Raw genomic sequence first — 25,513 nt, 5'->3', positions numbered from 1 at the left:
ATTTACAGCATTTTGACCATGAAGCGCTATAGTAAGGGCCGAGTTTATATTTATTTATACTTTATGGGCCAACACTTCCCGGCCCCACACAGCTATTTTCCTGTACATATTGTTACGCCTGGTTTTAAAGAAAGGATCATCTGTTATGAAATCTCACTTACTTTTCATTGCTGGCGGTTTGCTGGCTATCAGCGGCAGTGCATTAGCAATGTCACTGAATTATCAAGAAGTTGGTTATAACATTGAGGCTCGTGGTGCTCGAGCTGTGGTCGCTGAGTTAGCAAAAGCGGGGCAATTGCCTGCGGTCGAGAATAATATCAAGCTGGGTGATGATAACTGGATTGCCATGGCCCCTAAACTGGCCGATGGTGGTAATGCGAGTTTCACTGCGGGAGTAAAATCAGCCCTCTCTTCGGCGCTGATTTATAATCCAGCTGCGGTACTAAAAGCAGTGAGTGACAGTAAAACACTCACATTATCAGATATTTGCACTGCGCCAGCCGATGCTAAAGACAGTGCCGCTAAAGCCAGTTTCCAACAGCGCGCCACTCATACTCTGTCCACTATCAGAAATAGTGACATGATGAGCCAGCGTGATAGCTGCCTGGCCGAATTGAAAAAATTATCTTAATGGTAATGGTGCAATATAAATAATTAGGGCGGCCAAAGCCGCCCCGATAAAACATCTTGCCCGAAAAATGAAGGTGACTACTTAACGACGCGTAATGCTGGACGGCCACCACTGCGTGGCGGTTGCGGCGGCTCATCATCTGGTGAGCTACCATCACCTTGCGGTGCCTGAGTATCGTCCGTGACCAACATCAAATTCTCTGTCGGCACAGTCTCGTCATCTTCCTCTTCCATGCCGACAAAGTTACCATCAGCATCAGAATCGTAGGCTTCTTCAGGTTCAAACATAGTGCCAGAACCATTTTCACGCGCGTAGATTGCCATCACCGCCCCCATAGGGACAGTAACCTGGCAGGGAATACCACCAAAACGGGCATTGAAACTCACACCTTCATTACCCAATTCCAGATTAGCCACGGCACGCGGTGCTACATTCAATACAATTTGCCCATCACGGGCGAACTCCATTGGCACCGAAACACCCGGCCGGGTGACATCCACGACCAAATGAGGCGTCAGTTGATTATCAATCAACCACTCATAGAATGCGCGCAGCAAGTAAGGACGGCGCGGAGACATATCAGACGTCGCCATAAAGATTAACCCCGAGTTTGCAGGCGCATTTCACGTTCAGCTTCAGTCAGAGAAGCCAGGAATGCGTCACGCTCAAACACTCGCGTCATATAGCCTTTAAGTTCTTTAGAACCCTCGCCTGTAAATTCAACGCCTAATTGTGGCAAACGCCACAGCAGCGGGGCCAGGTAACAATCGACCAGACTGAACTCTTCGCTCATAAAGAAAGGCATTTCTTTAAATACCGGCGCAATAGACAGTAGCTCTTCGCGCAACTGCTTACGGGCTGCATCAGCTTCCTGTGCATTCCCCTTCTGAATTTTTGCCAGCAGAGAATACCAATCCTGTTCGATGCGGGTCATCATCAAACGGCTGCTACCACGAGCAACAGGGTATACAGGCATCAAAGGTGGATGAGGAAAACGCTCATCCAAATACTCCATGATGATGCGGGATTCATACAGAGTCAGCTCGCGATCAACCAAAGTAGGGACAGTACGGTAGGGATTGAGGTCAATCAGGTCCTGCGGCAGATTATCAGCTTCAACCTGCTCAATCTCAACACTGACACCTTTCTCCGCCAGTACGATACGTACTTGATGGCTAAAAATGTCGGTCGGGCCGGAAAACAGCGTCATTACCGAACGTTTGTTGGCAGCGACAGCCATGAAAACCTCCAAGATTATCTAGAAAACAATGCGAATAGCCCACGGTGACGTTGCTATCCTGAGTCGTTTTACCGCCGGTTCGCAATCAAGGTAGTTGCTGCCGTAAATAAGCCTTGGTAGAGAGAATAATTCAGCCAGGGAGATACACGGACGCCAACTGTTCGTCGAACAGGCACAAAAGTGGGTGATAGTTTACCAGATTTTGCATGTTTTGTGGGGATGGTGCTGCGATTTCATCAACAATTGTCTATCAGACAACAGTTTAGCAGCAAAAATATAATGAATAAAATGGTGGAAGTCTATTTTTCAGATATAAAAAAACCCGGTGAGACACCGGGCTTTTACCATTAATCTGCTGCCGTAAAGGCAAAAAATTAACGTTTGGAGAACTGTGGACGACGACGTGCTTTACGCAGACCCACTTTCTTACGCTCAACTTCACGCGCATCACGCGTTACGAAGCCAGCTTTACGCAGTTCACCACGTAGAGACTCGTCATATTCCATCAGTGCACGGGTAATACCGTGACGGATAGCGCCAGCCTGACCTGAAATACCACCACCTTTAACAGTGATGTACATGTCAAACTTGCTAACCATGTCTACCAGTTCCAACGGTTGATTCACTACCATGCGGGCAGTTTCACGACCGAAGTAAACTTCGAGGCTACGTTGGTTAATAACGATTTTACCGCTACCCGGCTTAAGAAAAACGCGTGCAGCAGAACTTTTGCGGCGACCAGTGCCGTAGTATTGATTTTCAGCCATTGCCATAATCCCGATTAAATGTCCAGAACTTGCGGTTGCTGTGCCGCATGATTGTGCTCAGTACCTGCATAAACTTTAAGTTTACGATACATTGCACGGCCCAGCGGACCCTTCGGCAGCATGCCTTTAACCGCGATTTCAATCACACGCTCAGGACTGCGGGCAATCATCTCTTCAAAGGTCGCTTGTTTGATACCACCGATGTGACCGGTGTGACGGTAATAAATCTTGTCTGTACGCTTGTTACCAGTTACGGCAACTTTTTCTGCGTTCAGAACGATGATGTAATCACCAGTATCAACGTGCGGGGTGTATTCCGCTTTATGCTTGCCGCGTAAGCGACTAGCCAGTTCAGTAGCGAGGCGACCCAAGGTCTTACCATTCGCGTCAACAACATACCAGTCGCGTTTTACAGTTTCTGGTTTAGCTGTGAAAGTTTTCATTATAAAAGCTTACCCAATTAATAAGTTACACGTTGGTGAACACCCAAACGTTCAAAAACAGTTGAGGCTCACACGACCATCAGTCCAGCAAACCTACCCCTTCGAATAGCCAATGCTGGCACTATACAAAGTTCTGGGAAAAAAACTTTGTTGTAACGTGGGGTCGCAAGATTATAGAGAAGTCGACGTCAAAGATCGAACTGTTTTTGGCAAGAAAGGTATAAATTAAACATGTTAAGTTAGGGCGAAGAATAATCGCCCGGCACAGAATAGCATTTTAGTGGGCTAAAAGTGAACCACCGCCGCGCAGATGATTTTTACGGCAAGTGCGGTAAAGAGAGATATTCTTCACTTTGCATCTCTTGTAGCCGTGATAAACAACGCTGATATTCAAATTTAAGCCGCTCGCCACAATAAATTTCGAACATTGCTGCTTCAGCTGCAATGATCAATTTCACCCGCCGCTCATAAAACTCATCAACCAATGCCAAAAAGCGTCGAGCGGTATTTTCATCTCGCGTCGCCATTTTGTGGACATTATGCAGCAATACGGTGTGATAGATCTTTGATAGCGCAATGTAATCAAGTTGGCTGCGCGCCTCTTCACACAATGTGTGGAAGTCGACTGCCAACACGCCTTGCGCCGCACAAATAGCAGGTAAAGGCCGGTGATTGACCTCCAAAACAGGTGCCTTTTCGCCCTCTTTCCCCGCAAGTTTGACGAAAATATCCGCCATCGCCTGCTCGGTTTCTGGATTGAGCGGCGTCAAATATAGGTTTGCCTGAGTCAATGTGCGCAGACGATAATCAATACCTGCATCGACATTCATCACATCACAATATTGTTTAATCAGTTCGATGGCCGGCACGAAGCGCGCACGCTGTAAACCGTTCCGATACAAGTCATCCGGTGGAATATTGGATGTGGCGACCAGGGTGATACCGCGCGCAAACAGTGCTTCCAGCAGTGTTGCCAGCAGCATGGCATCAGTAATATCCGAAACAAAGAATTCATCAAAACACAGCACGTCCGTCTGCGCCTTGAAACCATCAGCAATGATTTCTAAAGGATTTTCATGACCTTGCAATGTAGTTAGCTCTTGATGCACTCGCAACATAAAACGGTGGAAATGCAAGCGTAACTTACGGTCACCCGGCAAACTGTGAAAAAACATATCCATCAGCCAGGTTTTACCCCGCCCGACGCCGCCCCACATGTACAAGCCCTGAGCCGGACGTATTGGTGTTTTTGGTGTGTTGCGCCCCAGTAAACGCCCCAAACGTCCGCGTATACCAGCATTGAGCGCAGGGGCGCTGTGGCGTTGATTCAGTTCCTGATAAAGGGTGTCCAACCGTGCTACTGTGCGCTGTTGGACATCATCAGGTTGATAGTCGCCGGCATCAATTGCCTGCTGGTAAAGCGCTATAGGTGAACTCGGTTGCATGTTTATCAATAATCCCTGATAAAATAGTTATCTACTTTTTCCGGTACTTTCTTGCTGATTTATCGGGCAATCGCAGCATTTACCGACATGACCACTGCGGAAAAAACCTGATAACCATAGGCAAAGTTGCATCAGGATTCCACTCAGACAAGGTTAACGGTTATAGTGGGTATTATTAAGTGAAAAAGCCCTGCTGAACAATGAAGTCAAAAAAGGAGTCATCATGACCTGGGAGTATGCGCTTATTGGGTTAGTTGTTGGTATTGTGATTGGCGCGGTGGCTATGCGCTTTGGCAACCGTAAATTGCGTCAGCAACAAGTGCTGCAAAATGAGCTGGAGAAGAGCAAAACAGATTTGGAAGAATACCGCCAGGAACTGGTTGGGCATTTTGCCCGCAGTGCCGAGTTGCTCGATAATATGGCTCGCGACTATCGCCAGCTTTATCAGCATATGGCGAAAAGCTCCAATAACTTATTGCCGGACTTGCCAATGCAAGATAATCCGTTCCGCTATCGTCTGACAGAATCTGAAGCTGATAATGATCAGGCTCCGGTCAAAATGCCACCTCGCGATTACTCCGAAGGGGCATCAGGCTTACTGCGTCCGGAACATCAGACCCGAGACTAATTACCTATACCCTAAATAATTCGAGTTGCAGGAAGGCGGCAAGTGAGAGAATCCCGATGAGCTTACATGAGTAAGTGATTCGGGTGATTGAATGTAGCCAACGCATATGCAGCTTAAAGTATGACGGGTACATGTCAAGTTGGCTACGGCACTCACCGCGGTAGTCAGCACATTTACACTTCTATACTTACCTCTTCTTGAATTGCTTTATCCTAACCCCTATATCAAGTGACATCTTAGGGTGCTTATTTTTAGAACAGCAGTAGCCTTTTGAAATAAGTGAATTTTTTAGCTAATTCAGAGTCTGAATTTACAACGGGCCTGTAGCAGCCATCCCCCTATTCATTCACCGTTAGGTATTGAGAGAGTTTAAATCAATGAAGAAAAAGTCATTACTTCTTAGTGCGCTGGCAATGAGTGTCGGCTTAGGTCTCGCGTCCGTTCCTATGGTGAACGCGGCGGCTCTCCCTGCGGCTGTCGCAGGGCAATCGGTTCCAAGTCTGGCCCCTATGCTGGAGAAAGTGTTGCCAGCGGTTGTCAGCGTTCACGTTTCTGGTACTCAGGCACAACAGCAGCGCTTGCCAGAAGAGTTCAAATTCTTCTTTGGCCCCAATGCGCCAACCGGTAAAGAGAGCAATCGTCCATTTGAAGGTTTGGGATCTGGCGTCATTATTAACGCGGAAAAAGGTTATATATTAACCAACAACCACGTTATCAATAACGCAGATAAAATTCGCGTTCAGCTCAATGATGGCCGTGAATATGATGCCAAATTGCTGGGCCGTGATGAACAAACTGATATCGCTTTGTTACAGCTAACCGATGCCAAGAATCTGACCGCCATCAAAATCGCAGATTCTGACAACCTGCGAGTCGGTGATTTTGCCGTCGCAGTCGGTAACCCATTTGGTCTGGGACAAACTGCGACTTCGGGTATTATTTCCGCACTGGGCCGCAGTGGTTTGAATCTGGAAGGGTTAGAAAACTTTATTCAGACTGATGCCTCTATCAACCGCGGTAACTCGGGCGGGGCGCTGGTTAACCTAAACGGCGAATTGATTGGGATTAACACTGCTATTTTGGCTCCAGGCGGCGGTAACATTGGTATCGGTTTCGCGATCCCAAGCAATATGGCGCAAAACCTCAGCCAGCAGCTGATTGAGTTTGGCGAAGTGAAGCGCGGCTTGCTCGGGATTCGCGGTAGTGAAATGACCGCTGATATGGCAAAAGCCTTTAACATTGATGCTCAGCGCGGTGCCTTTGTCAGTGAAGTCTTGCCAAAATCAGCCGCCTCTAAAGCGGGTATCAAAGCAGGCGACGTGTTGGTTTCTGTAGACGGCAAACCTATCAGCAGCTTTGCTGAGTTACGCGCCAAAGTGGGCACAACAGGGCCGGGTAAAGCTATAAAAGTGGGCTTATTGCGTGATGGTAAACCACTTGAAGTCACCGTAACACTGGAAAACAGCAGCCCAACCTCAACCAGTGCTGATACCTTATCACCCTCGTTACAGGGTGCGTCCCTGAGCAATGGCGAAATTAAAGGTGGCAGTAAAGGTGTTAAAGTTGAAAACGTGACAAAAGGTTCTCCGGCGGCACAATCTGGCTTACAGAAAGACGATGTGATAATTGCTGTAAACCGTGTGCGAGTGAAGGATATCGCTGAGTTACGTAAAGCTATTGAAGCCAAACCGGCTGTCATTGCTCTGAATATCGTGCGCGGTGAAGAGAATATTTATCTGTTAATCCGCTAATTTGCAGAAAAATCGGACACAGCACAATGCTGTGTCCGTCAAACTCATGCTATTCTCCGCTTACCTAGTCATTCATGCCTTAAAACTTCATGTTTCTTAAGCTATTGCGTTCTATTATTTTGGGGCTAATTGTTGCTGGCATCTTGCTGGTCGCAATGCCTATGCTCCGTAGTCCGGGTCATTTTTTTTCCGGCAATGGTGATAGCGTTGATGAAGAGGTTCCTGTCAGTTATAACCAGGCAGTGCGCAGGGCAGCTCCTGCCGTTGTTAATGTTTATAACCGCAGTCTAAGCCCTAATCAGGATGGATTAGCCATTCGAACCTTGGGTTCTGGTGTCATCATGAGTGACAAGGGCTATATCCTTACCAATAAACACGTTATCAATAATGCAGAACAAATCATTGTCGCATTACAAAACGGCCGTATATCTGAAGCCTTACTGGTCGGTTCAGATAATCTGACTGATTTGGCTGTTTTGAAAATTGATGCCGTAAACCTGCCCGTGATTCCCATCAATATTAATCGTACGCCACACATTGGTGACGTCGTGTTGGCAATCGGTAATCCCTATAATCTCGGTCAAACCGTCACACAAGGGATTATCAGTGCCACTGGACGTATTGGTTTAAGCGATTCTGGGCGGCAAAACTTCCTCCAGACAGATGCCTCAATCAACCAGGGTAACTCTGGCGGTGCGCTGGTGAATACGTTGGGTGAGTTGATGGGGATTAACACCCTATCCTTTGATAAAAGCAGCAATGGTGAAACGCCAGAGGGGATCGGCTTTGCCATCCCGACAGCACTCGCAACCAAAGTGATGGAAAAACTCATTCGGGATGGGCGAGTTATCCGCGGCTATATTGGGATAACCGGTGAGGAATATCCGCCATTCAATGCCAGTGGCAATAGCGGAGAGCGAATCCACGGCATTAAAGTGAACAAGATATCGCCAAATGGCCCGGCGGCAAATGCCAACTTACAAGTAGGCGATATCATTCTTAGTGTTAATAATAAACCTGCAACATCCGTGATCGAAACGATGGATCAAGTGGCAGAAATTCGCCCTGGAACGACTATTCCAGTCTTGTTATTACGTAATGGTCAGCAAATCACGGCTCAAATCACCATCACCGAATTGGATCAAAACGAAGTTCTTGGTCAGCAACCTGCACCATAAAACCGCTATCAATCGCTAAAAAAATGCCAGCTCGATCTTATCGGCTGGCATTTTTGATGGTGTGTTCAGAAAATACTTATTCGCCTTTTACTCGCTCAATTTGAGCACCTAATGCACGCAATTTATCTTCGATACCTTCATAACCGCGGTCGATATGATAAATACGATCAACAATCGTTGTCCCATTAGCGATACAGCCAGCTAATACCAGGCTGGCAGAGGCACGTAAATCGGTCGCCATAACCTGAGCACCAGACAGTTGCTCAACACCATAGCAAATCACGGTATTGCTCTCGATTTCTGCATGTGCGCCCATACGAATCAGTTCTGGCACATGCATAAACCGGTTTTCGAAAATCGTTTCGGTAATAACACCCGTCCCTTCGGCTACTAAATTCAATAAGCTGAACTGAGCCTGCATATCGGTTGGGAAACCCGGATGTGGCGCAGTACGTAAGGTCACCGCTTTAGGGCGTTTGCCATGCATATCCAGGCTTATCCAGTCATCGCCAATTTCAATATCAGCACCAGCTTCGCGCAGTTTAGCCAGTACGGCATCCAACGTATCAGGACGAGTCTGACGACAAACCACTTTACCGCCAGAGATAGCCGCAGCAACCAGGAAAGTTCCGGTTTCGATACGGTCTGGCAGCACCCGATACACACCGCCACCTAAGCGAGCAACACCTTCGATGGTAATGCGGTCAGTACCTGCGCCAGTAATTTTAGCGCCCAGCGTATTCAAGAAATTCGCTGTATCGACAATTTCCGGCTCTCGAGCGGCATTCTCAATGACAGTAGTGCCTTCCGCCAATGTCGCAGCGCTCATGATAGTCACTGTTGCGCCAACGCTGACTTTATCCATTACGATATGTGCCGCTTTTAGACGACCATCGACAGAGGCTTTAACGTAACCATCTTCCAGTTTGATTTCAGCGCCCAACTGTTCCAGACCGGTGATATGCAAATCGACCGGACGAGCGCCGATAGCACAACCGCCCGGTAATGAGACTTGCCCTTTACCAAAACGGGCAACCAATGGCCCCAATGCCCAAATAGAAGCGCGCATGGTCTTAACCAAATCATATGGCGCACAAAACTCATTCACACCGCTGGCATCAACAAAAACAGAGCCAGAAGCAGCATCACGCTCAATTTTGACACCTAATTGGCTCAGCAACTTAATGGTGGTATCAATGTCTTTTAGCTTTGGGACATTTTGCAACTCTACCGGTTCTTCAGCCAATAACGCAGCAAACAATATCGGTAATGCCGCGTTTTTCGCTCCGGAAATGGTGACTTCACCGCTTAGGCGAGTCCGCCCCTGCACACGAAACTTATCCATTGTGACCACTCTTTGTTGTCAAAATACTGGTTGTTGTCAAAATACTGATCAGCAAATTCGAATTCACTGCCCGCTTAAGAAACTGCCGACCGGACCTGTAGGCAGTTTGAAGCCAGCAGCATTAAAAGCCGTTTAGTTTGCGATCCCGCTGCCACTCTTGTGGCGTATAGGCCTTAATCGACAAAGCATGAATACGATTATCAGCGATATATTCCATCAAAGGCGCATACACAGCCTGCTGTTTTTTCACCCGGCTCATATCGGCAAATAGCTCACCCACAGCAATCACCTGAAAGTGGCTGCCGTCACCGGTAACATGCGCTTCTTGTAAGGCCAATGCTTGCATCAGCACGTCTTTAATTTCGTTAGTATCCATAAGATTCATTCTATTTTATAAGGAGCATAGCCAGCTCAACATATTAGTGGAATACGGCTTTCTCTGAAACTAAAGAAAAGCCCCTGTTTTGCTATTGCACACAGAGGCTTGAAAACTTTAGTCTTTTGCTTTGGGAATAAACGACACACAAAAGAGTGCCGACTTAAAACCACTTATCAGGCGTTGGTTGTTGCTACTGGAATAACTGTTTCTACCGGGATGACGTCACGCAAATTATACAGTTCAATCAAGGTAGATAGCCGATCACTGACTCCAGTGATGGCGAGTGAGCCACCCTGTTTGCTGCGCAGCTCACGAAAGTGAACCAGCAGTGCCAGACCAGAGGAGTCCACACGCCGTAATTGGCTCACATCAATGCGTGTCTTATCGGCCAATAATGCTTCGCGCTGTTGCCACAGAGGTAACAGTGTTTCACGATCCAATTCACCTTGCAGTACCAGCGTTTCCTGCTGCGACTGCCAATTCAGTTCATCTGCCATAATTACTGCTTATCTAAGGTTATCGGCTGTTTCGCGGCAATCAGCAACTGTTGAGTCAAACCATCCACACCTTTCTGGCGCAGAATAGAAGCCCACTCATTTTGCTTGGTACTGATCATACTGACCCCTTCGGCTATCATGTCATACGCCTGCCAGTTTCCCGTTTGGCTATTTTTACGCCACTGGAAATCTAAACGCACTGGTGGACGACCATTAGGGTCAAGGATAGTCACGCGAATGGCAACGATGTTGGCATCACCCAGTGGTTGGTCTGGCGCGACATCGTAAGTTTGACCATGATATAGCGCCAAAGCCTGACCATATGCCTGTTCCAGATATTGGCTGAATGCATTGAAATACGCCTCGCGCTGTGCAGGCGTAGCGGCTTTGTAATAGCTGCCCAACACTAATGCACCGGCATATTTAATCTGAACAAATGGCAATAACTCTTCACGTACAATCGTGCGCAAATAATCTGGATTCTGTTTAATTTTCGCTTGTTCAGTTTTCAGGCGCGTAAAGGTTCTTTGCGCGGCTTCATCCATCAGACGATACGGGTTGGTTTGATCGACAGCATTCGCCAGTGGGGCAACCACCAGCAACGCGACCATAAGTAAACGTTTAAACATTCAGATACCCTCTTAAGGATGTTGGGTTGCAGGTAAGCCGCCATTTGCTGCCGCAGGTACTGCCGCTGCTGGCTCACTGGCTGGCGTACCAGAATTACCATCACCGCCACTCTTGTACAAGAACTGGCCGATAAGGTCTTCCAGAACCAATGCAGATTTGGTGTCTTGAATAACGCCACCATCTTTCAAAATACCGGTGCCCATATCGGGGTCTTCAAAGCCGACATTGAGTGCCAGGAACTGTTCACCCAATAAACCTGAAGTGCGTACCGCCAGGGAGCTGGTGTCAGGGATATGGTTATAGCGCTGCTGGATATCCATCGCCACACGTGGGCTGTAATTTTTGGTATCCAGTGTTATCTCAGCAACCCGCCCCACCACCACACCACCAATCTTGACTGGCGAATTGTTTTTCAGACCACCAATATTGTCAAAATTGGCATAAATCCGGTAAGTCGGCTGATTGCCCACTGCTTTGATATCGGCCACTTTTAAGCAGAGGAACACGACCGCCAGAATAGCAATCAGTATAAACGCCCCTACCCAGACTTCACTTTTCTTCGTTTGCATCGACTCAGTTCCCAAACATCAGTGCTGTCAGCACAAAATCTAATCCCAATACCGCTAGTGATGAATGCACCACAGTACGGGTCGTTGCCCGGCTAATCCCTTCAGATGTTGGGACAGCATCATAACCATTGAATAGCGCAATCCACGTCACGGTAATGGCAAATACCAGGCTTTTAATCAGGCAATTCAATAAGTCAGTGCGCCACTCAACGGCACTTTGCATCGCTGACCAAAAAAAGCCGCCGTCAATCCCCTTCCAGTCGACACCGACCACAGAGCCGCCCCAGATGCCCACCGCGACAAAGATAGCGGTCAATAATGGCATACTGATAAGCCCCGCCCAGAACCGGGGAGCCACCACCCGCCGCAAAGGGTCAATCGCCATCATTTCCAGGCTGGAAATCTGTTCAGTGGCTTTCATCAAGCCAATTTCTGCCGTCAGGGCTGAACCGGCACGGCCAGCAAAGAGCAATGCCGTCACTACTGGCCCTAACTCTCGCAGTAATGATAAAGAAACCATCATCCCGAGACTGGCTTCCGCACTGTAGGTGGTGAGGATCAAAAAGCCCTGTAAGCCCAAAACCATACCGATAAACAGACCGGAAACCACAATAATCAGTAAGGATTGCACCCCAACGCTATATAGCTGTTTGACCAATAATGGCCACTGTTTTCGCGGTTCAGGCCGGCCAACCAGTGCATTAAATAGCATTAAACCTGCGCGACCAAAGGATGCGCAGACATTAATGCCCCGGCGACCTAGAGACGCCAAAGCCTGTACTAACATGAATACTCCATTTGCCTATACCCTTCGTACTTGAAGCAGCAGGTGTGTTAGCTACACTCACTCCCCCAAATCACTTACCGGTGTAAGCTCATTGGGATTCCTTCGTTTGCTGCCTGCCTGCAACTCCAATTACTTTGGGTAAAACAGCTCAGTTTTATAATCGCCCGCCGGGAAACGGAACGGCACCGGCCCGTCGGCAATACCATCAAGGAACTGACGTACTCGCATATCATCATTGGCTTGTAGCTGCTCAGGTGTTCCTTCAGCAATCACATGCTGATCCGCCACAATATAAGCATAATCAGCAATACTCAGCACTTCCGGTACATCGTGGGAAACCACCACACAGGTGACGCCTAATGCATGATTCAGCTCATCAATCAGTTTTACCAATACCCCCATGGTGATAGGGTCCTGACCGACAAAAGGCTCATCAAACATAATCAATTCTGGATCAAGGGCAATTGCCCGTGCCAACGCTACCCGGCGGGCCATACCGCCTGAAAGCTCGGCGGGCATTAAGTTAGCCGCACCACGCAAACCCACGGCTTCTAACTTCATCATCACCGTGCTATACAGCAACTCTTCCGGTAAACGGCTATGCTCTCGTAATGGGAAAGCCACATTCTCAAATACCGTTAAATCGGTGAATAACGCCCCCGATTGAAACAACATGCTCATTTTCTTGCGCACATCATACAAACGCTGTCGAGAAAGCGTCGGAATATTATCACCATCGAACCAGATTTCGCCGGAATCAGGTGCAAGTTGCCCGCCAATCAGGCGCAGCAGCGTGGTTTTACCAATCCCTGAAGGCCCCATAATCGCCGTAACTTTGCCGCGCGGGACCGTCATGTTGATATCGGCGAATATCGGACGCTCACCACGAGTAAAACTCATCCCGCGGATCTCTATCAAATTCGACGCCAGTTGGTTCATTATCATTCGTCCCTTAGGCCTTTTATGACTCATCTAATCGCCAATGCTACAGCAAATGGCAGTAATGAGCGCAATTAGGATACATTCTTGCAATTTATTAACGCTTTTTCGTAGCCAAAGTTGCCATAAGTTTTACTTTTCTGGCACTCACAGTCAAAATTAGGGGTAAGCAAAAAAGCGTAATACGTTTTTAGTCATTTTTACCAACGAGTTTATGCCAATGGATCGGGATTATACCCTAAATAATTCGAGTTGCAGGACGGCGGCAACTGAGTGAGTCTCCAAGAGCTTACATGAGTAAGTGACTGGGGTGAGCGAAGACAGCCAACATACCTGCAATTTGAAGTATGACGGGTATATAACTAATAAAGGACTCTGCATGTTTCTTGCGATAACACTATTAATCATTGGTTTGGTGCTATTAGTGTATGGTGCTGACCGATTAGTTTATGGCGCAGCGGTGTTAGCCCGTTCTTTCGGTATCCCGCCACTCATTATCGGGATGACCATTGTTGGTATTGGCACCTCGTTGCCGGAGCTCATCGTCTCCGTCACTGCGGCACTGAATAACCAAACGGATATGGCCGTTGGCAATGTGCTGGGTTCTAATATTACCAATCTCTTGCTGATTGTCGGTGGCGCAGCCCTAATACGCCCACTAACGGTGCGCTCAGAGATTTTACGGCGCGAGTTACCCTTGATGTTGGTCGTGACGGTATTGTGTGGTTTCTTGCTGGCAGATAACCATCTTAGCCGTGGCGATGGCGTTATTTTGCTCTTGGCCGCCGCCGCGTTTATTGTCCTGATGCTAAAAATTGCCCGTCTGGCCCATTCGCAAGGAAATGATATTTTCACTCGCGAACAATTAGCGGAGTTGCCGCAAGACAGTAGCAATACCGTTGCATTATTGTGGCTGGTGCTGGCCTTCATTATTTTGCCACTGTCAGCCAAAATGATTATCGACAATGCCACCGTTATTGCCAGAGTCGCGGGAGTCAGTGAATTAGTCATCGGGCTGACTGTTATTGCTATTGGTACTAGTTTACCTGAACTGGCGACGTTCATCGCGGGTGCATTGAAAGGTGAAGATGATATGGCGGTTGGTAATATCATCGGCTCAAATATTTTTAATATCGTTATTGTATTAGGCGTTCCCGCATTACTGTCCCCTGGTGATATCAACCCCGAAGCATTCCAGCGAGATTATTGGGTCATGCTCGGTGTCAGTGTGATATTCACTGTACTTTGTCTGGGGCGTAAACATCGAATCGGCCATATGGCGGGCACTCTGTTATTATGTGGGTTTATTGCCTACCTGGCGGTGCTACTTTTTGCTCCCTTTAGTGCCGCATAACATAAACAATGCCGCATACAGGAACCCAGTATGTCTTCTTCTGATTTACAGCCAAGAGTAGATTTCCAACAGGCGGGTAAACAAGTTCTACAGATTGAGCGCGAAGGGCTGGCGCAGCTCGATCAATATATTAATGACGATTTTACCCGAGCCTGTGAGGCAATATTTAACTGCCACGGCAAAGTTGTCGTTATGGGGATGGGTAAATCTGGCCATATCGGATGCAAAATTGCTGCGACTTTCGCCAGCACCGGTACTCCGTCATTCTTTGTCCATCCTGGCGAAGCCAGTCATGGCGATTTGGGGATGATCACACCGCAAGATATCGTATTAGCCATCTCCAACTCGGGTGAGTCCAACGAGATTCTGGCTTTGATTCCTGTCCTTAAACGCCAGAAAATTCAGCTTATTTGCATGAGTAACAACCCTGAAAGCACTATGGGTAAAGCGGCTGATATTCATTTATGTATTAAAGTGCCGCAAGAAGCCTGCCCATTGGGATTAGCACCAACCACCAGCACCACCGCCACATTAGTGATGGGTGATGCGCTCGCCGTGGCTTTGCTACAGGCACGGGGCTTTACGCAAGAAGACTTTGCGCTCTCCCATCCGGGTGGCGCACTGGGACGCAAGTTGTTATTACGAATCAGCGATATCATGCATACCGGAGCCGATATTCCTCACGTCAGCCCTGATGCCTCATTACGCGACGCATTACTGGAAATTACTCGGAAAAATCTGGGTTTAACCGTAATCTGTGACGACTTGATGATGATTAAAGGTATCTTTACCGACGGTGATTTACGCCGGGTATTTGATATGGGCGTTGACTTAAATAATGCGAAAATCGCCGATGTGATGACCAGCGGCGGTATTCGAGTTCGTCCCAACATGTTGGCGGTGGATGCTCTCAACCTGATGGAATCACGTCATATTACTGCGGTGTTAGTCGCCGATGGTGATCAATTGCTAGGTGTGGTGCATATGCACGACATGCTGAGAGCTGGTGTCGTTTAATAAAAGGTAAATTATGAGTAGCGTCGTATATCTGGACACATGCTATGGCCCGGTGGCTAGCAGCGTTATGGAACGTGCGGCCAACATTCGCTTATTGATCTGCGATGTTGATGGTGTCATGTCCGATGGCCTGATTTACATGGGCAATCAGGGCGAAGAGCTGAAAGCGTTCAATGTGCGAGATGGCTATGGTATCCGCTGCCTGCTAACCTCTGGTATTGAAGTCGCTATTATTACCGGCCGTAACGCTAAATTATTAGAAGACCGAGCCAACACCTTAGGCATTACCCACCTTTATCAAGGGCAATCTGATAAGCTGGTCGCCTATAACGAATTATTAGTTGCCTTAAAATGTCAGCCTGAGCAGGTAGCTTACATTGGTGATGACCTGATTGATTGGCCTGTAATGGCACAAGTTGGCTTATCTGTCGCTGTGGCGGATGCCCATCCATTACTCATTCCCAAGGCGCATTATGTTACGCGCATCAATGGCGGGCGCGGCGCAGTACGCGAGTTATGTGATTTGATATTATTGGCCCAAGGTAAATTCGAAGGTGCCAAAGGATTGTCGATATGAGTAAAACAAGACTATGGATAACCCTATCCTTAGCACTGATTGCTTTAGCCCTGATTGGCTGGAATATTTCCGGTTTTAATCAACAAGATACACAAGCTACGATTGATGATAATGAACCCTCATCACAAAGCCAGCATACAGTGACAGTGGTGTTTAATCCGGTCGGGCAACTGAATTATAAATTGGTGGCGGAAGAGGTTCAGAACTTCAATGCACAAGAGCTGACCTGGTTTACCAGGCCGGTGATGACGATGTTTGATGAGAATGCTGTCGCCACCTGGACAGTACGAGCGGATCGCGCCAAGCTAACCGATGACAAGATGCTTTATTTGTATGGGCACGTTGAGGTTGACAGCCTAACCCCTGACGCACAGCTACAAAAAATTAAAACTGATAACGCCCAGGTTAATTTGATCACACAGGATGTATCCTCCGATGATGAAGTTACCCTCTTTGGTGTTGGATTTACATCTAACGGCATGAAAATGCGTGGCAACTTGCGGGATAAAACCGCCGAGCTGATTGAAAAGGTTAAAACCTCTTATGAAATCCAAAAATAAAATTCGTCATTTTTTGCTTGCCAGTTCACTTTTGGCCGCAAGCCTGCCGGCATTGGCATTAACCGGCGATACAGACCAGCCTGTTCTGGTCGACTCGGTCAAACAAGCATTGGATATGGGTGCCAATACCGTCACCTTTACCGACAATGTGGTTATCAAGCAAGGCACCATTGAGATTAAGGCTGATAAAGTCGTGGTGACCCGCCCTGGTGGTGATCAGAGCAAAATGGTGATCGAAGGTTTTGGTAATCCAGTGACGTTCTATCAGATGCAAGATAGCGGCAAACCGGTTAAAGGTCATGGTCAGAAACTGCGTTATGAAGTCGCTAATGATTTTGTCGTCTTGACGGGTGATGCCTATCTGGAGCAGCTTGATAGCAATATCAAAGGTGATCGCATCACCTATCTGGTGAAAAAACAGCAGATGGAAGCCTTCAGTGATAAAGGCAAACGTGTTACTACCGTGCTATTACCGTCTCAATTACAAGATAAAGGGCCAGCAGCTTCAGGCCAAAAGAAGAGTAACTAATCATTTATGGCAACATTAATCGCAGAAAAACTGGCTAAGGCGTATAAAGGCCGTAAAGTGGTCGAAGACGTCAGCCTAAAAGTAAAGTCCGGTGAAATTGTTGGTTTACTTGGGCCGAACGGTGCGGGTAAGACCACCACTTTTTATATGGTCGTCGGCATTGTCCAGCGTGACGCCGGGCGCATTGTGATTGATGACGAAGATATCAGCCTCTTGCCGTTGCATGAACGCGCCCTGCGCGGGATTGGCTATTTGCCGCAAGAAGCCTCTATCTTCCGCCGCCTGAGTGTCTTTAACAATCTGATGGCGGTGCTGGAAATCCGTAAAGACCTCTCATCTGAGCAACGTCAGGAGCGGGCTGATGAGTTAATGGAAGAGTTCCATATTACTCATTTACGTGACAGTCTGGGGCAATCGCTTTCTGGCGGTGAACGTCGCCGTGTTGAAATCGCCCGTGCGCTGGCAGCCAATCCTAAGTTTATTTTGCTGGATGAACCATTTGCTGGGGTTGACCCGATTTCTGTTATTGATATCAAAAAGATAATTGAGCATCTGCGCGACAGTGGCCTCGGTGTACTGATTACCGACCATAACGTGCGTGAGACGCTAGACGTTTGTGAGCGGGCTTATATTGTAAGCCAGGGCCATTTAATCGCTCACGGCACACCACAGGAAATTTTGGCTGACGAACAAGTTAAACGTGTTTATCTGGGCGAGGAATTCCGTCTTTAACCTCCCAATACCAGACACTATTAATGATTTTGTTAGCCATCAGGAAAATTGATACCGCATTATGAAGCAAGGTTTGCAACTCAAGTTCAGCCAACAACTGGCAATGACTCCGCAGCTACAGCAGGCTATTCGCCTGTTGCAACTCTCTACGCTAGAACTCCAGCAGGAGATTCAGTTAGCGCTAGAGAGTAATCCCCTGCTTGAGCAAACCGACCTTCATGAAGAGATAGATGCAAAAGAAACGGTAGACAGTGAATCGCTTGATACTCGCGAAGCGCTGGAGCAAAAAGATATGCCGGAAGAGTTGCCACTGGATGCAACCTGGGATGAGATTTACACCGCAGGTACACCATCGGGTATGGGCAATGATTACAGCGACGACGAACTGCCGGTCTATCAGGGGGAAACCACCCAAACACTGCAAGACTATTTGATGTGGCAAGTGGATTTAACCCCGTTCTCAGAAACTGATGCCGCCATTGCAACTTCTATCGTCGATGCGGTTGATGAAACCGGCTATCTCACTGTGCCACTGGAAGACATTCTGGAAAGCATGGGGGATGAGAATGTTGCGCTGGACGAAGTCGAAGCTGTGCTCAAGCGAATACAACACTTTGATCCGATTGGTGTTGCTGCACGTAACCTGCGTGAGTGTCTGTTGGTGCAGTTGTCGCAATATGCCAAAGATACCCCCTATCTCGCCGAAGCGCGCCTAATCATCAGCGAATATCTGGATTTGCTAGGTAACCATGATTTCCGCACGATGATTCGTTTAAGTCGGCTAAAAGAAGATACACTTAAAGAAGCCATTGCCCTGATTCAATCACTGGACCCGCGCCCTGGCCAGTCAATCAATACCGGGGAATCTGAGTATGTGATTCCAGATGTTCTGGTACGTAAAGACAAAGGGCACTGGACGGTCGAGCTTAATGCCGATAGCATTCCACGCCTGAAAATCAACCAGCAGTACGCGGCAATGGGCAGTAATACTCGTAATGACAGTGACGGGCAGTTCATCCGTAGCAATTTGCAAGAAGCAAAATGGCTGATTAAAAGCCTTGAGAGTCGTAACGAAACACTGTTAAAAGTGGCACGCTGCATTGTCGAGCAGCAGGTGGCATTTTTTGAGAATGGGCCTGAATTTATGAAACCCATGGTACTGGCAGACATTGCACAAGCCGTGGATATGCATGAGTCGACAATTTCCCGAGTGACCACGCAGAAGTTCCTGCACAGTCCTCGAGGAATTTTCGAGCTGAAATATTTCTTCTCCAGTCACGTCAATACGGATAGCGGGGGCGAAGCCTCTTCTACAGCTATTCGTGCACTGGTGAAAAAATTGGTTGCGGCAGAAAACCCTGCCAAACCACTGAGCGACAGCAAGCTGACCACACTATTATGTGAACAAGGCATTATGGTGGCACGGCGTACCGTCGCGAAGTATCGAGAGTCGTTATCCATCCCGCCGTCAAATCAGCGTAAACAGTTGGTTTGACCTGAACTGAGAAGGAAGACACTATGCAACTCAATATTACCGGACATCATGTCGAAATAACCGAAGCATTACGCGAGTTTGTTACCACTAAATTTGCCAAACTTGAGCAATATTTTGATCGCATTAATCAAGTATATGTGGTTTTAAGTGTCGAAAAAGTAAAACAAATTGCAGAAGCCACGGTACATGTGAATGGAGGCGAGTTGCACGCAAGCTCAGAGCAGGAAGATATGTACGCCGCAATCGATATTTTGGTTGATAAACTGGCCCGCCAGTTGAACAAACACAAAGATAAATTGAAACAACATTAGGAGCCTTGTTGCTGTTATATACCCTAGATAATTCGAGTTGCATGAAGGCGGCAACTGAGCGAATCCTCAGAAGCTTACACCAGTAAGTGACTGAGGTGAACGAGGGCAGTCAACGCACATGCGGCTTGAAGTATGACTGGTAGACAGCAAAGGTTCTACACTCGCTACATAACCTGATGCCAGCAGAATATTCCGCTGGCATCAGGCGTAAAACAGCGCTTAAGTGAAAGATGAAATGATCAACGATCCAGCATTGCAATTAAGCTCGGTATTAAATATCGAGTGCACCAAAAGCTCCGTACATTGCTCAAGTAAAAAACGGGCTTTGGAAATTATCAGCGAGTTAGCTGCCAAGCAGCTTAACCTACCGTCACAGGTCGTTTTCGATGCTGTGTTAACCCGCGAACGCATGGGCAGTACCGGCATTGGTAGTGGCATCGCGATACCTCATGGCAAGCTGGAGGAAGATACACTGCGCGCTGTTGGTGTATTTATCCGCCTGGAACAACCTATTGCTTTCGATGCTATTGATAACCAACCGGTTGATCTATTATTTGCCTTGTTGGTTCCAGCAGATCAATGTAAAACTCACTTACACACTTTGTCTTTAGTGGCCAAGCGATTAGCTGATAAAACAGTGTGCCGCCGTTTACGAATGGCGCAAAGTGATGATGAGCTTTATCAAATCATTACTGAATTACCACCAGAAACAGCGTAACCACAGGTCAGGCAAGTAACGTCTGTTTTATTTACTATGTCCGGCTCCTGTAGCCGGAATACAGGGTTCTAATATATAGCCCAATAGATTTCAAGATTCAGGAAGGCGGCAAAGAAGAGAACCCCGAGGAGCTTACACAGGTAAGTGATTCGGGTGACAAATCTGCCCAGAGCAGGTTTGAACGCCGCTTGCAGCGGCCTCGCAGAAGCGAGGCCCATGGACGGGCCAAGTAGCACAAGCAGCCAATGCACCTGTAGCTTGAAAGATGACGGGTCTAAAGGGGAGTCACTCACATGGTGCTGATGATTGTCAGCGGCCGTTCCGGTTCAGGGAAGTCTGTTGCTTTGCGCGCATTGGAAGATATGGGCTTTTATTGTGTCGATAACTTGCCCGTGGTTCTGTTGCCACAATTGGCAAGTACACTTGCCGATAGGAATATCTCCGCCGCAGTGAGTATAGATGTGCGCAATATGCCTGAGTCTCCCGAGGTATTTGAACATGCCATGACTCAACTGCCAGACAGCTTTTCACCACAATTGCTGTTTTTGGATGCAGACCGTAATACCCTGATTCGTCGTTACAGTGATACCCGTCGCCTGCATCCGCTGTCGACTAAAAATTTGTCATTAGAAAGTGCTATCGATGAAGAAAGCGACCTGCTAGAGCCTTTGCGCTCAAGGGCTGACTTGATTATTGATACCTCTGAAATGTCAGTGCATGAACTGGCTGAGATGCTCCGTACCCGCCTGCTAGGTAAACGTGAGCGCGAGTTGACTATGGTGTTTGAGTCCTTCGGATTTAAACACGGCATTCCTATTGATGCGGATTATGTCTTCGACGTGCGCTTCCTGCCAAACCCGCATTGGGACCCTAAATTACGTCCAATGACAGGCCTGGATAAGCCGGTGATATCCTTCCTTGATCGCCATACTGAAGTGCATAACTTTATTTATCAGACCCGCAGTTATCTGGAACTGTGGCTGCCGATGCTGGAAACCAATAACCGTAGTTATCTGACGGTAGCTATTGGGTGTACCGGCGGTAAGCACCGCTCAGTCTATGTTGCTGAACAATTGGCCGATTATTTCCGCGCCCGCGGCAAGAACGTCCAATCACGTCATCGTACTCTGGAAAAACGTAAATAAATGACTGTCAAACAAACCGTTGAGATCAAAAACAAGTTGGGAATGCACGCCAGACCCGCAATGAAATTGTTCGAGCTGGTTCAGAGTTTTGATGCAGAAGTGATGTTACGTAATGACAGTGGCACCGAGGCCGAAGCCAGCAGTGTGATTGCACTGCTGATGCTTGATTCTGCCAAAGGCCGCCAGATTGAGGTTGAAGCTACCGGGCCTGATGAGATTCAGGCTCTGGCAGCGGTGATTGAACTGTTTAATTCGGGGTTTGATGAGGATTAAGTTTTTATTTTTGTGGTTTAGTTGATTAGCTGATCCGGTTCGGTTGATGTCTGATTAGATGATAGGTTCGGTTGTTAGAATTTCATTGCCAGCATACGATCAGATTTCGGTTGATGCCTGATTAGATGATCCGCTTCGGTTGTTAGAATTTCATTGCTCACTTAATCTCCGATGCACCAACCGCCAAAGGGGGCAGCGGCCCCCTTGTGGAATCCCGCGCTTTCGCACGTATCGCTTGCCCACTTCGTGGGTTCCCTCACTCATCATTTCGCTGACGGGACGGCTTTATTCGCGTCCCTGCTCATGACGCCTAAATCCGCCGTCCATGGCGGATTTCCCTTGCTCCATTCTTCATTCGGCGGCTCAAATGTGCTTTTAATTTCAAGGTCAAAACAATGGTTTTGATTTTCTCTTTTGACCTTGAGCGCAATCAGGAATATTACCGACAAAGACGATGGCCCGAGTGAGCCGCCATGGACGGCGGCGAAAAGCGCGCTGGAGCAGGAAGCGACTCGCGCTGGCTCGATAAGGCCAACGGCTGCCGGAGGGGACTGCGAATAGCAGTAATATTTCGCGCAAACCGCAGGTGCAGGAGGGTCGGCCTGCCCTCCTGCTCGGTTGAGGCCGCAGAGGTAAGGTAATAACTGAACGACTATCAACCGAAAGATGATCCAATGCATGAACAACCGAATTAATCATAACAACCGAAAGATGATCCACAGCATCAACAACCAAACCAATCACTGAACAAATCACATCTAAACAAACGTTACCCAACTTAAGATATTTGAAATCAAAATGTACTGGGTAATCGTTTGCTAATCATAAAAAATGCGGCTTTCCCCTCTTGCAGAGAAATCCCACGCGAGTATAATTCGCCACAATTTGCCGGGAGAAATGATGAAAAGCCGCTTGGATTTAGCTAAACATCGTCGTTTTGTTGAAAATGACCCTATCTATGGTCGACAAAATAGACTGCTAGCAGGCAGCCAATTGCCATTCTTTCTCCCGTTGCTAAACCGATCCTGAAAGGCCCCTCATTGAGGGGCTTTTTTTTGTCTGCCGATCGGAGCCAGATTAAGCATTATCACTAATTAAAAATATATACCCTAAATAATTCGAGTTGCAGGAAGGCGGCAACTGAGCAAATCCCCAGGAGCTTACACAAGTAAGTGACTGGGGTGAGCGAAAGCAGCCAACGCACATGCAGCTTGAAATATGACGGGTCATAGAGGAGAGCGAAAATGGTCAACCCGTTGTATCACAAGCACATCATCTCAATTAACGACTTATGTCGCGAGGAACTGGAACTGGTACTGCGTACCGCCGCCAGTTTGAAAAGCCATCCGCAACCCGAGCTGTTAAAACACAAAGTGATCGCCAGTTGCTTTTTCGAAGCCTCAACCCGCACCCGTTTGTCGTTTGAAACCTCAATTCATCGCCTTGGCGCATCAGTCGTCGGTTTTTCTGATAGCAGCAACACCTCGTTGGGTAAGAAAGGTGAAACACTAGCTGATACCGTGTCAGTCATCAGCACCTATGTCGATGCCATTGTCATGCGCCATCCACAAGAAGGGGCTGCACGCCTCGCCACCCAGTTCTCCGGCAATGTACCGGTAGTTAATGCCGGTGATGGTGCCAACCAGCATCCAACTCAAACACTGCTCGATTTATTCACCATTCAGGAAACTCAAGGCCGACTGGATAATATTAATATCGCCATGGTCGGTGACCTAAAATATGGCCGCACCGTGCATTCACTGACGCAAGCATTGGCGAAATTTGACGGCAATCGCTTCTTCTTTATCGCCCCAGATGCATTAGCAATGCCAGCTTATATTCTTGAAATGTTGGAAGAAAAAGGCATCGAATACAGCCTGCACGACAGTATTGAAGAAGTAGTGCCAGAGCTGGATATTCTCTACATGACCCGCGTGCAAAAAGAGCGTCTTGACCCATCAGAATATGCCAACGTCAAAGCACAGTTTGTCCTGCGCGCGGCTGATTTAAATGGTGCACAAGATAATCTCAAAGTGCTACACCCGCTGCCGCGTATCGATGAAATCACGACTGATGTTGATAAAACTCCTTACGCTTACTATTTCCAACAAGCAGGTAACGGGATTTTTGCACGTCAGGCGCTGCTGGCATTGGTATTAAACGCAGAATTGGCTCTTTAAGGGGATTGAATATGACTCAGGATTACAAACTACAGGTTGAAGCAATTAAATGCGGCACCGTGATTGACCATATTCCGGCGCAAATCGGGTTCAAATTGCTGTCGCTGTTCAAACTGACCGCGACCGACCAACGCATCACCATCGGGTTGAATTTACCGTCTAAGCGATCAGGTCGTAAGGATTTGATTAAAATAGAAAATACTTTCCTGACAGAGCAACAAGCCAACCAATTGGCCATGTATGCCCCCGATGCCACGGTCAACCGTATCGACAATTATGAAGTGGTGAAAAAGCTGACACTCAGTTTGCCAGATCATATCGACGGCGTCCTCACCTGCCCTAATAGCAACTGTATCAGCCATAATGAACCAGTCGATTCCAGCTTCAAAGTGAAGGCTAAACAAGGTGAGATCCACCTTAAATGCAAATATTGCGAGAAAGAGTTCAACCATCAGGTCGTGCTACAAGCGGATTAAGTGTCGTAAGCAGCAAGCAAGGAAATCCCGATGAGCTTATTTATGTAAGGTCAACGACAAGTAAGTGATTCGGGTGACAAATCGGTCAGGAACCGATTTGAACGCTGCTTGCAGCGGCCTCGCAGAGGCGAGACCCATGGACGGGCCGAGTAACGAACACAGCTAACAACCCTGCGACTTCAAGTACAAAGAGTTTTACAATAGTGGCAATATTCGCCGTTGCGGAGCATCGCAAACTTGACTCACTTGGGTTGCTGTAATTCAACTCACCTTTATAATACAGAAATAATTAAACCCAATAGATTTCATGGTGCAGGAAGGCGGCAAACGAGAGAGTCCCGATGAGCTTACTCAAGTAAGTGATTCGGGTGACTGAGTGCGGCCAACACACCTGCAACGTGAAAGATGACGGGTTCCTTTCCGCATTACGTAAACCAGGAGTCTACATGTCCCGCACTATCAGCACTGAGCTCGCCCCTGCCGCCATCGGCCCTTATGTTCAGGGTGTCGATCTGGGCAGCATGATCATCACTTCCGGCCAGATCCCTGTTGATCCGAAGACCGGCCTGGTGGCTGATGACGTATCCGCTCAGGCGCGCCAATCACTGGAAAATGTGAAAGCTATCGTTGAAGCGGCTGGCCTGAAAGTTGCCGATATCGTGAAAACCACGGTATTCGTGAAAGATCTGAATGATTTCAGTACCGTTAACGCCACTTACGAAGCCTTTTTCACTGAACACAATGCGCCATTCCCTGCCCGCTCTTGTGTCGAAGTTGCCCGTTTGCCAAAAGATGTAAAAATCGAAATCGAAGCTATCGCAGTACGTCGCTAATGCTGATGTGATTACGTCTACGGCTGGTGCTTACCGGCCGTTTTTTATTATCCCCCCTATTTTCTCTCTGACTTTATCAATGCG

Annotated in this window: 30 protein-coding genes; 18 read left to right on the top strand and 12 right to left on the bottom strand. The window is 47.7% G+C overall.

Features of this window, described 5'->3' with window-relative positions:
• The first annotated feature begins 145 nt into the window (after positions 1 to 145).
• Positions 146 to 631, top strand: coding sequence for a hypothetical protein (locus FTB31_RS09570; protein WP_050077008.1), 486 nt, complete (start codon positions 146 to 148; stop codon positions 629 to 631).
• 77 nt (positions 632 to 708) lie between these two features.
• Here FTB31_RS09570 and sspB read toward each other — a convergent pair whose 3' ends face one another.
• The 5 genes from sspB to zapE all read right to left on the bottom strand — a co-directional run bounded on the left by sspB (position 709) and on the right by zapE (position 4,526).
• Positions 709 to 1,224 carry a ClpXP protease specificity-enhancing factor gene (gene sspB / locus FTB31_RS09565; protein WP_050077007.1) on the bottom strand — a complete coding sequence of 172 codons (516 nt, stop codon included), beginning with the start codon at positions 1,222 to 1,224 and terminating at the stop codon, positions 709 to 711.
• A gap of 5 nt (positions 1,225 to 1,229) precedes the next feature.
• On the bottom strand, positions 1,230 to 1,871 hold the full coding sequence (gene sspA, locus FTB31_RS09560; RefSeq protein ID WP_050077006.1) for a stringent starvation protein SspA: 642 nt from the start codon (positions 1,869 to 1,871) through the stop codon (positions 1,230 to 1,232).
• A 374-nt stretch (positions 1,872 to 2,245) separates the two neighbouring features.
• The gene (gene rpsI, locus FTB31_RS09555; protein ID WP_050077005.1) at positions 2,246 to 2,638 is read right to left on the bottom strand and encodes a 30S ribosomal protein S9; all 393 of its coding nucleotides are present in this window, start codon (positions 2,636 to 2,638) and stop codon (positions 2,246 to 2,248) included.
• Positions 2,639 to 2,652: 14 nt separating this feature from the next.
• The gene (rplM, locus tag FTB31_RS09550; protein WP_004710905.1) at positions 2,653 to 3,081 is read right to left on the bottom strand and encodes a 50S ribosomal protein L13; all 429 of its coding nucleotides are present in this window, start codon (positions 3,079 to 3,081) and stop codon (positions 2,653 to 2,655) included.
• Between the two features lie 317 nt (positions 3,082 to 3,398).
• Positions 3,399 to 4,526, bottom strand: coding sequence for a cell division protein ZapE (zapE, locus tag FTB31_RS09545; RefSeq protein WP_050077004.1), 1,128 nt, complete (start codon positions 4,524 to 4,526; stop codon positions 3,399 to 3,401).
• 223 nt (positions 4,527 to 4,749) lie between these two features.
• On the opposite strand from zapE, the gene zapG reads away from it, so the two are divergent.
• The 3 genes from zapG (at position 4,750) to degS (ending at position 8,083) form a co-directional block, all read left to right on the top strand.
• Positions 4,750 to 5,154 carry a Z-ring associated protein ZapG gene (gene zapG / locus FTB31_RS09540; protein WP_005162428.1) on the top strand — a complete coding sequence of 135 codons (405 nt, stop codon included), beginning with the start codon at positions 4,750 to 4,752 and terminating at the stop codon, positions 5,152 to 5,154.
• A gap of 377 nt (positions 5,155 to 5,531) precedes the next feature.
• Positions 5,532 to 6,905 (top strand): serine endoprotease DegQ, encoded by a 1,374-nt coding sequence (gene degQ / locus FTB31_RS09535; protein ID WP_050077003.1) that lies wholly within the window; start codon positions 5,532 to 5,534, stop codon positions 6,903 to 6,905.
• Between the two features lie 89 nt (positions 6,906 to 6,994).
• On the top strand, positions 6,995 to 8,083 hold the full coding sequence (gene degS / locus FTB31_RS09530; protein WP_050077002.1) for an outer membrane-stress sensor serine endopeptidase DegS: 1,089 nt from the start codon (positions 6,995 to 6,997) through the stop codon (positions 8,081 to 8,083).
• Between the two features lie 76 nt (positions 8,084 to 8,159).
• Here degS and murA read toward each other — a convergent pair whose 3' ends face one another.
• From murA to mlaF, 7 genes are all read right to left on the bottom strand, one after another.
• Positions 8,160 to 9,428, bottom strand: coding sequence for a UDP-N-acetylglucosamine 1-carboxyvinyltransferase (gene murA, locus FTB31_RS09525; protein WP_050077001.1), 1,269 nt, complete (start codon positions 9,426 to 9,428; stop codon positions 8,160 to 8,162).
• Between the two features lie 121 nt (positions 9,429 to 9,549).
• On the bottom strand, positions 9,550 to 9,804 hold the full coding sequence (ibaG, locus tag FTB31_RS09520) for a BolA family iron metabolism protein IbaG (protein ID WP_004710915.1): 255 nt from the start codon (positions 9,802 to 9,804) through the stop codon (positions 9,550 to 9,552).
• Positions 9,805 to 9,980: 176 nt separating this feature from the next.
• On the bottom strand, positions 9,981 to 10,304 hold the full coding sequence (gene mlaB, locus FTB31_RS09515; protein ID WP_050077000.1) for a lipid asymmetry maintenance protein MlaB: 324 nt from the start codon (positions 10,302 to 10,304) through the stop codon (positions 9,981 to 9,983).
• A 2-nt stretch (positions 10,305 to 10,306) separates the two neighbouring features.
• Positions 10,307 to 10,933, bottom strand: a complete 627-nt coding sequence (mlaC, locus tag FTB31_RS09510) for a phospholipid-binding protein MlaC (RefSeq protein ID WP_050076999.1) — start codon at positions 10,931 to 10,933, stop codon at positions 10,307 to 10,309.
• A 12-nt stretch (positions 10,934 to 10,945) separates the two neighbouring features.
• A complete protein-coding gene (gene mlaD / locus FTB31_RS09505; protein WP_050076998.1) occupies positions 10,946 to 11,503 on the bottom strand; it encodes an outer membrane lipid asymmetry maintenance protein MlaD in 558 nt (185 codons plus the stop codon).
• Between the two features lie 4 nt (positions 11,504 to 11,507).
• Positions 11,508 to 12,290 (bottom strand): lipid asymmetry maintenance ABC transporter permease subunit MlaE, encoded by a 783-nt coding sequence (gene mlaE, locus FTB31_RS09500; RefSeq protein ID WP_005174247.1) that lies wholly within the window; start codon positions 12,288 to 12,290, stop codon positions 11,508 to 11,510.
• Positions 12,291 to 12,419: 129 nt separating this feature from the next.
• On the bottom strand, positions 12,420 to 13,229 hold the full coding sequence (gene mlaF, locus FTB31_RS09495; protein ID WP_050076997.1) for a phospholipid ABC transporter ATP-binding protein MlaF: 810 nt from the start codon (positions 13,227 to 13,229) through the stop codon (positions 12,420 to 12,422).
• Positions 13,230 to 13,608: 379 nt separating this feature from the next.
• On the opposite strand from mlaF, the gene FTB31_RS09490 reads away from it, so the two are divergent.
• From FTB31_RS09490 to ridA, 14 genes are all read left to right on the top strand, one after another.
• Positions 13,609 to 14,583 carry a calcium/sodium antiporter gene (locus tag FTB31_RS09490; protein WP_227731303.1) on the top strand — a complete coding sequence of 325 codons (975 nt, stop codon included), beginning with the start codon at positions 13,609 to 13,611 and terminating at the stop codon, positions 14,581 to 14,583.
• A gap of 30 nt (positions 14,584 to 14,613) precedes the next feature.
• Positions 14,614 to 15,600 carry an arabinose-5-phosphate isomerase KdsD gene (gene kdsD, locus FTB31_RS09485; protein WP_077175470.1) on the top strand — a complete coding sequence of 329 codons (987 nt, stop codon included), beginning with the start codon at positions 14,614 to 14,616 and terminating at the stop codon, positions 15,598 to 15,600.
• A 13-nt stretch (positions 15,601 to 15,613) separates the two neighbouring features.
• Positions 15,614 to 16,177: a 3-deoxy-manno-octulosonate-8-phosphatase KdsC gene (kdsC, locus tag FTB31_RS09480; RefSeq protein WP_050076994.1), complete on the top strand. Its 564-nt coding sequence runs from the start codon at positions 15,614 to 15,616 to the stop codon at positions 16,175 to 16,177.
• Positions 16,174 to 16,737: an LPS export ABC transporter periplasmic protein LptC gene (gene lptC, locus FTB31_RS09475; RefSeq protein ID WP_050076993.1), complete on the top strand. Its 564-nt coding sequence runs from the start codon at positions 16,174 to 16,176 to the stop codon at positions 16,735 to 16,737. Before kdsC ends, lptC begins: the two co-directional genes overlap by 4 nt.
• Positions 16,721 to 17,266, top strand: a complete 546-nt coding sequence (gene lptA / locus FTB31_RS09470) for a lipopolysaccharide ABC transporter substrate-binding protein LptA (RefSeq protein ID WP_050076992.1) — start codon at positions 16,721 to 16,723, stop codon at positions 17,264 to 17,266. The genes lptC and lptA overlap by 17 nt, the downstream gene beginning before the upstream one ends.
• Positions 17,267 to 17,272: 6 nt before the next feature.
• Positions 17,273 to 17,998, top strand: coding sequence for an LPS export ABC transporter ATP-binding protein (gene lptB / locus FTB31_RS09465; protein ID WP_004392029.1), 726 nt, complete (start codon positions 17,273 to 17,275; stop codon positions 17,996 to 17,998).
• Between the two features lie 61 nt (positions 17,999 to 18,059).
• Positions 18,060 to 19,493: an RNA polymerase factor sigma-54 gene (gene rpoN / locus FTB31_RS09460; protein WP_050076991.1), complete on the top strand. Its 1,434-nt coding sequence runs from the start codon at positions 18,060 to 18,062 to the stop codon at positions 19,491 to 19,493.
• Between the two features lie 23 nt (positions 19,494 to 19,516).
• Entirely contained in the window at positions 19,517 to 19,804 is a 288-nt protein-coding gene (gene hpf, locus FTB31_RS09455) for a ribosome hibernation promoting factor (protein ID WP_004392031.1), read from the top strand.
• Between the two features lie 235 nt (positions 19,805 to 20,039).
• Positions 20,040 to 20,522, top strand: coding sequence for a PTS IIA-like nitrogen regulatory protein PtsN (gene ptsN / locus FTB31_RS09450; protein ID WP_050077246.1), 483 nt, complete (start codon positions 20,040 to 20,042; stop codon positions 20,520 to 20,522).
• A 293-nt stretch (positions 20,523 to 20,815) separates the two neighbouring features.
• A complete protein-coding gene (rapZ, locus tag FTB31_RS09445; protein WP_005162486.1) occupies positions 20,816 to 21,667 on the top strand; it encodes an RNase adapter RapZ in 852 nt (283 codons plus the stop codon).
• Positions 21,668 to 21,940: a PTS phosphocarrier protein NPr gene (gene npr / locus FTB31_RS09440; protein WP_005162489.1), complete on the top strand. Its 273-nt coding sequence runs from the start codon at positions 21,668 to 21,670 to the stop codon at positions 21,938 to 21,940. It begins immediately after the preceding gene.
• Between the two features lie 1,244 nt (positions 21,941 to 23,184).
• On the top strand, positions 23,185 to 24,120 hold the full coding sequence (pyrB, locus tag FTB31_RS09435) for an aspartate carbamoyltransferase (protein ID WP_050078259.1): 936 nt from the start codon (positions 23,185 to 23,187) through the stop codon (positions 24,118 to 24,120).
• A gap of 11 nt (positions 24,121 to 24,131) precedes the next feature.
• Positions 24,132 to 24,596, top strand: coding sequence for an aspartate carbamoyltransferase regulatory subunit (pyrI, locus tag FTB31_RS09430; protein WP_050078258.1), 465 nt, complete (start codon positions 24,132 to 24,134; stop codon positions 24,594 to 24,596).
• Between the two features lie 446 nt (positions 24,597 to 25,042).
• The gene (gene ridA, locus FTB31_RS09425; protein WP_050078257.1) at positions 25,043 to 25,429 is read left to right on the top strand and encodes a 2-iminobutanoate/2-iminopropanoate deaminase; all 387 of its coding nucleotides are present in this window, start codon (positions 25,043 to 25,045) and stop codon (positions 25,427 to 25,429) included.
• The last annotated feature ends 84 nt before the right edge of the window (positions 25,430 to 25,513 follow it).

This window comes from Yersinia proxima, from assembly GCF_902170785.1.
In the GTDB taxonomy this organism is placed as follows: domain Bacteria; phylum Pseudomonadota; class Gammaproteobacteria; order Enterobacterales; family Enterobacteriaceae; genus Yersinia; species Yersinia proxima.
The sequence above is the reverse complement of the archived record's forward strand: the minus strand, read 5'-3'. Positions and strand labels throughout refer to the sequence as shown.

Coding starts and splice junctions, on each gene's coding strand:
- FTB31_RS09570 (WP_050077008.1), top strand. CDS start 146: ATGAAATCTCACTTACTTTTCATTGCTGGCGGTTTGCTGGCTATCAGC.
- sspB (WP_050077007.1), bottom strand. CDS start 1,224: ATGGCGACGTCTGATATGTCTCCGCGCCGTCCTTACTTGCTGCGCGCA.
- sspA (WP_050077006.1), bottom strand. CDS start 1,871: ATGGCTGTCGCTGCCAACAAACGTTCGGTAATGACGCTGTTTTCCGGC.
- rpsI (WP_050077005.1), bottom strand. CDS start 2,638: ATGGCTGAAAATCAATACTACGGCACTGGTCGCCGCAAAAGTTCTGCT.
- rplM (WP_004710905.1), bottom strand. CDS start 3,081: ATGAAAACTTTCACAGCTAAACCAGAAACTGTAAAACGCGACTGGTAT.
- zapE (WP_050077004.1), bottom strand. CDS start 4,526: ATGCAACCGAGTTCACCTATAGCGCTTTACCAGCAGGCAATTGATGCC.
- zapG (WP_005162428.1), top strand. CDS start 4,750: ATGACCTGGGAGTATGCGCTTATTGGGTTAGTTGTTGGTATTGTGATT.
- degQ (WP_050077003.1), top strand. CDS start 5,532: ATGAAGAAAAAGTCATTACTTCTTAGTGCGCTGGCAATGAGTGTCGGC.
- degS (WP_050077002.1), top strand. CDS start 6,995: ATGTTTCTTAAGCTATTGCGTTCTATTATTTTGGGGCTAATTGTTGCT.
- murA (WP_050077001.1), bottom strand. CDS start 9,428: ATGGATAAGTTTCGTGTGCAGGGGCGGACTCGCCTAAGCGGTGAAGTC.
- ibaG (WP_004710915.1), bottom strand. CDS start 9,804: ATGGATACTAACGAAATTAAAGACGTGCTGATGCAAGCATTGGCCTTA.
- mlaB (WP_050077000.1), bottom strand. CDS start 10,304: ATGGCAGATGAACTGAATTGGCAGTCGCAGCAGGAAACGCTGGTACTG.
- mlaC (WP_050076999.1), bottom strand. CDS start 10,933: ATGTTTAAACGTTTACTTATGGTCGCGTTGCTGGTGGTTGCCCCACTG.
- mlaD (WP_050076998.1), bottom strand. CDS start 11,503: ATGCAAACGAAGAAAAGTGAAGTCTGGGTAGGGGCGTTTATACTGATT.
- mlaE (WP_005174247.1), bottom strand. CDS start 12,290: ATGTTAGTACAGGCTTTGGCGTCTCTAGGTCGCCGGGGCATTAATGTC.
- mlaF (WP_050076997.1), bottom strand. CDS start 13,229: ATGAACCAACTGGCGTCGAATTTGATAGAGATCCGCGGGATGAGTTTT.
- FTB31_RS09490 (WP_227731303.1), top strand. CDS start 13,609: ATGTTTCTTGCGATAACACTATTAATCATTGGTTTGGTGCTATTAGTG.
- kdsD (WP_077175470.1), top strand. CDS start 14,614: ATGTCTTCTTCTGATTTACAGCCAAGAGTAGATTTCCAACAGGCGGGT.
- kdsC (WP_050076994.1), top strand. CDS start 15,614: ATGAGTAGCGTCGTATATCTGGACACATGCTATGGCCCGGTGGCTAGC.
- lptC (WP_050076993.1), top strand. CDS start 16,174: ATGAGTAAAACAAGACTATGGATAACCCTATCCTTAGCACTGATTGCT.
- lptA (WP_050076992.1), top strand. CDS start 16,721: ATGAAATCCAAAAATAAAATTCGTCATTTTTTGCTTGCCAGTTCACTT.
- lptB (WP_004392029.1), top strand. CDS start 17,273: ATGGCAACATTAATCGCAGAAAAACTGGCTAAGGCGTATAAAGGCCGT.
- rpoN (WP_050076991.1), top strand. CDS start 18,060: ATGAAGCAAGGTTTGCAACTCAAGTTCAGCCAACAACTGGCAATGACT.
- hpf (WP_004392031.1), top strand. CDS start 19,517: ATGCAACTCAATATTACCGGACATCATGTCGAAATAACCGAAGCATTA.
- ptsN (WP_050077246.1), top strand. CDS start 20,040: ATGATCAACGATCCAGCATTGCAATTAAGCTCGGTATTAAATATCGAG.
- rapZ (WP_005162486.1), top strand. CDS start 20,816: ATGGTGCTGATGATTGTCAGCGGCCGTTCCGGTTCAGGGAAGTCTGTT.
- npr (WP_005162489.1), top strand. CDS start 21,668: ATGACTGTCAAACAAACCGTTGAGATCAAAAACAAGTTGGGAATGCAC.
- pyrB (WP_050078259.1), top strand. CDS start 23,185: ATGGTCAACCCGTTGTATCACAAGCACATCATCTCAATTAACGACTTA.
- pyrI (WP_050078258.1), top strand. CDS start 24,132: ATGACTCAGGATTACAAACTACAGGTTGAAGCAATTAAATGCGGCACC.
- ridA (WP_050078257.1), top strand. CDS start 25,043: ATGTCCCGCACTATCAGCACTGAGCTCGCCCCTGCCGCCATCGGCCCT.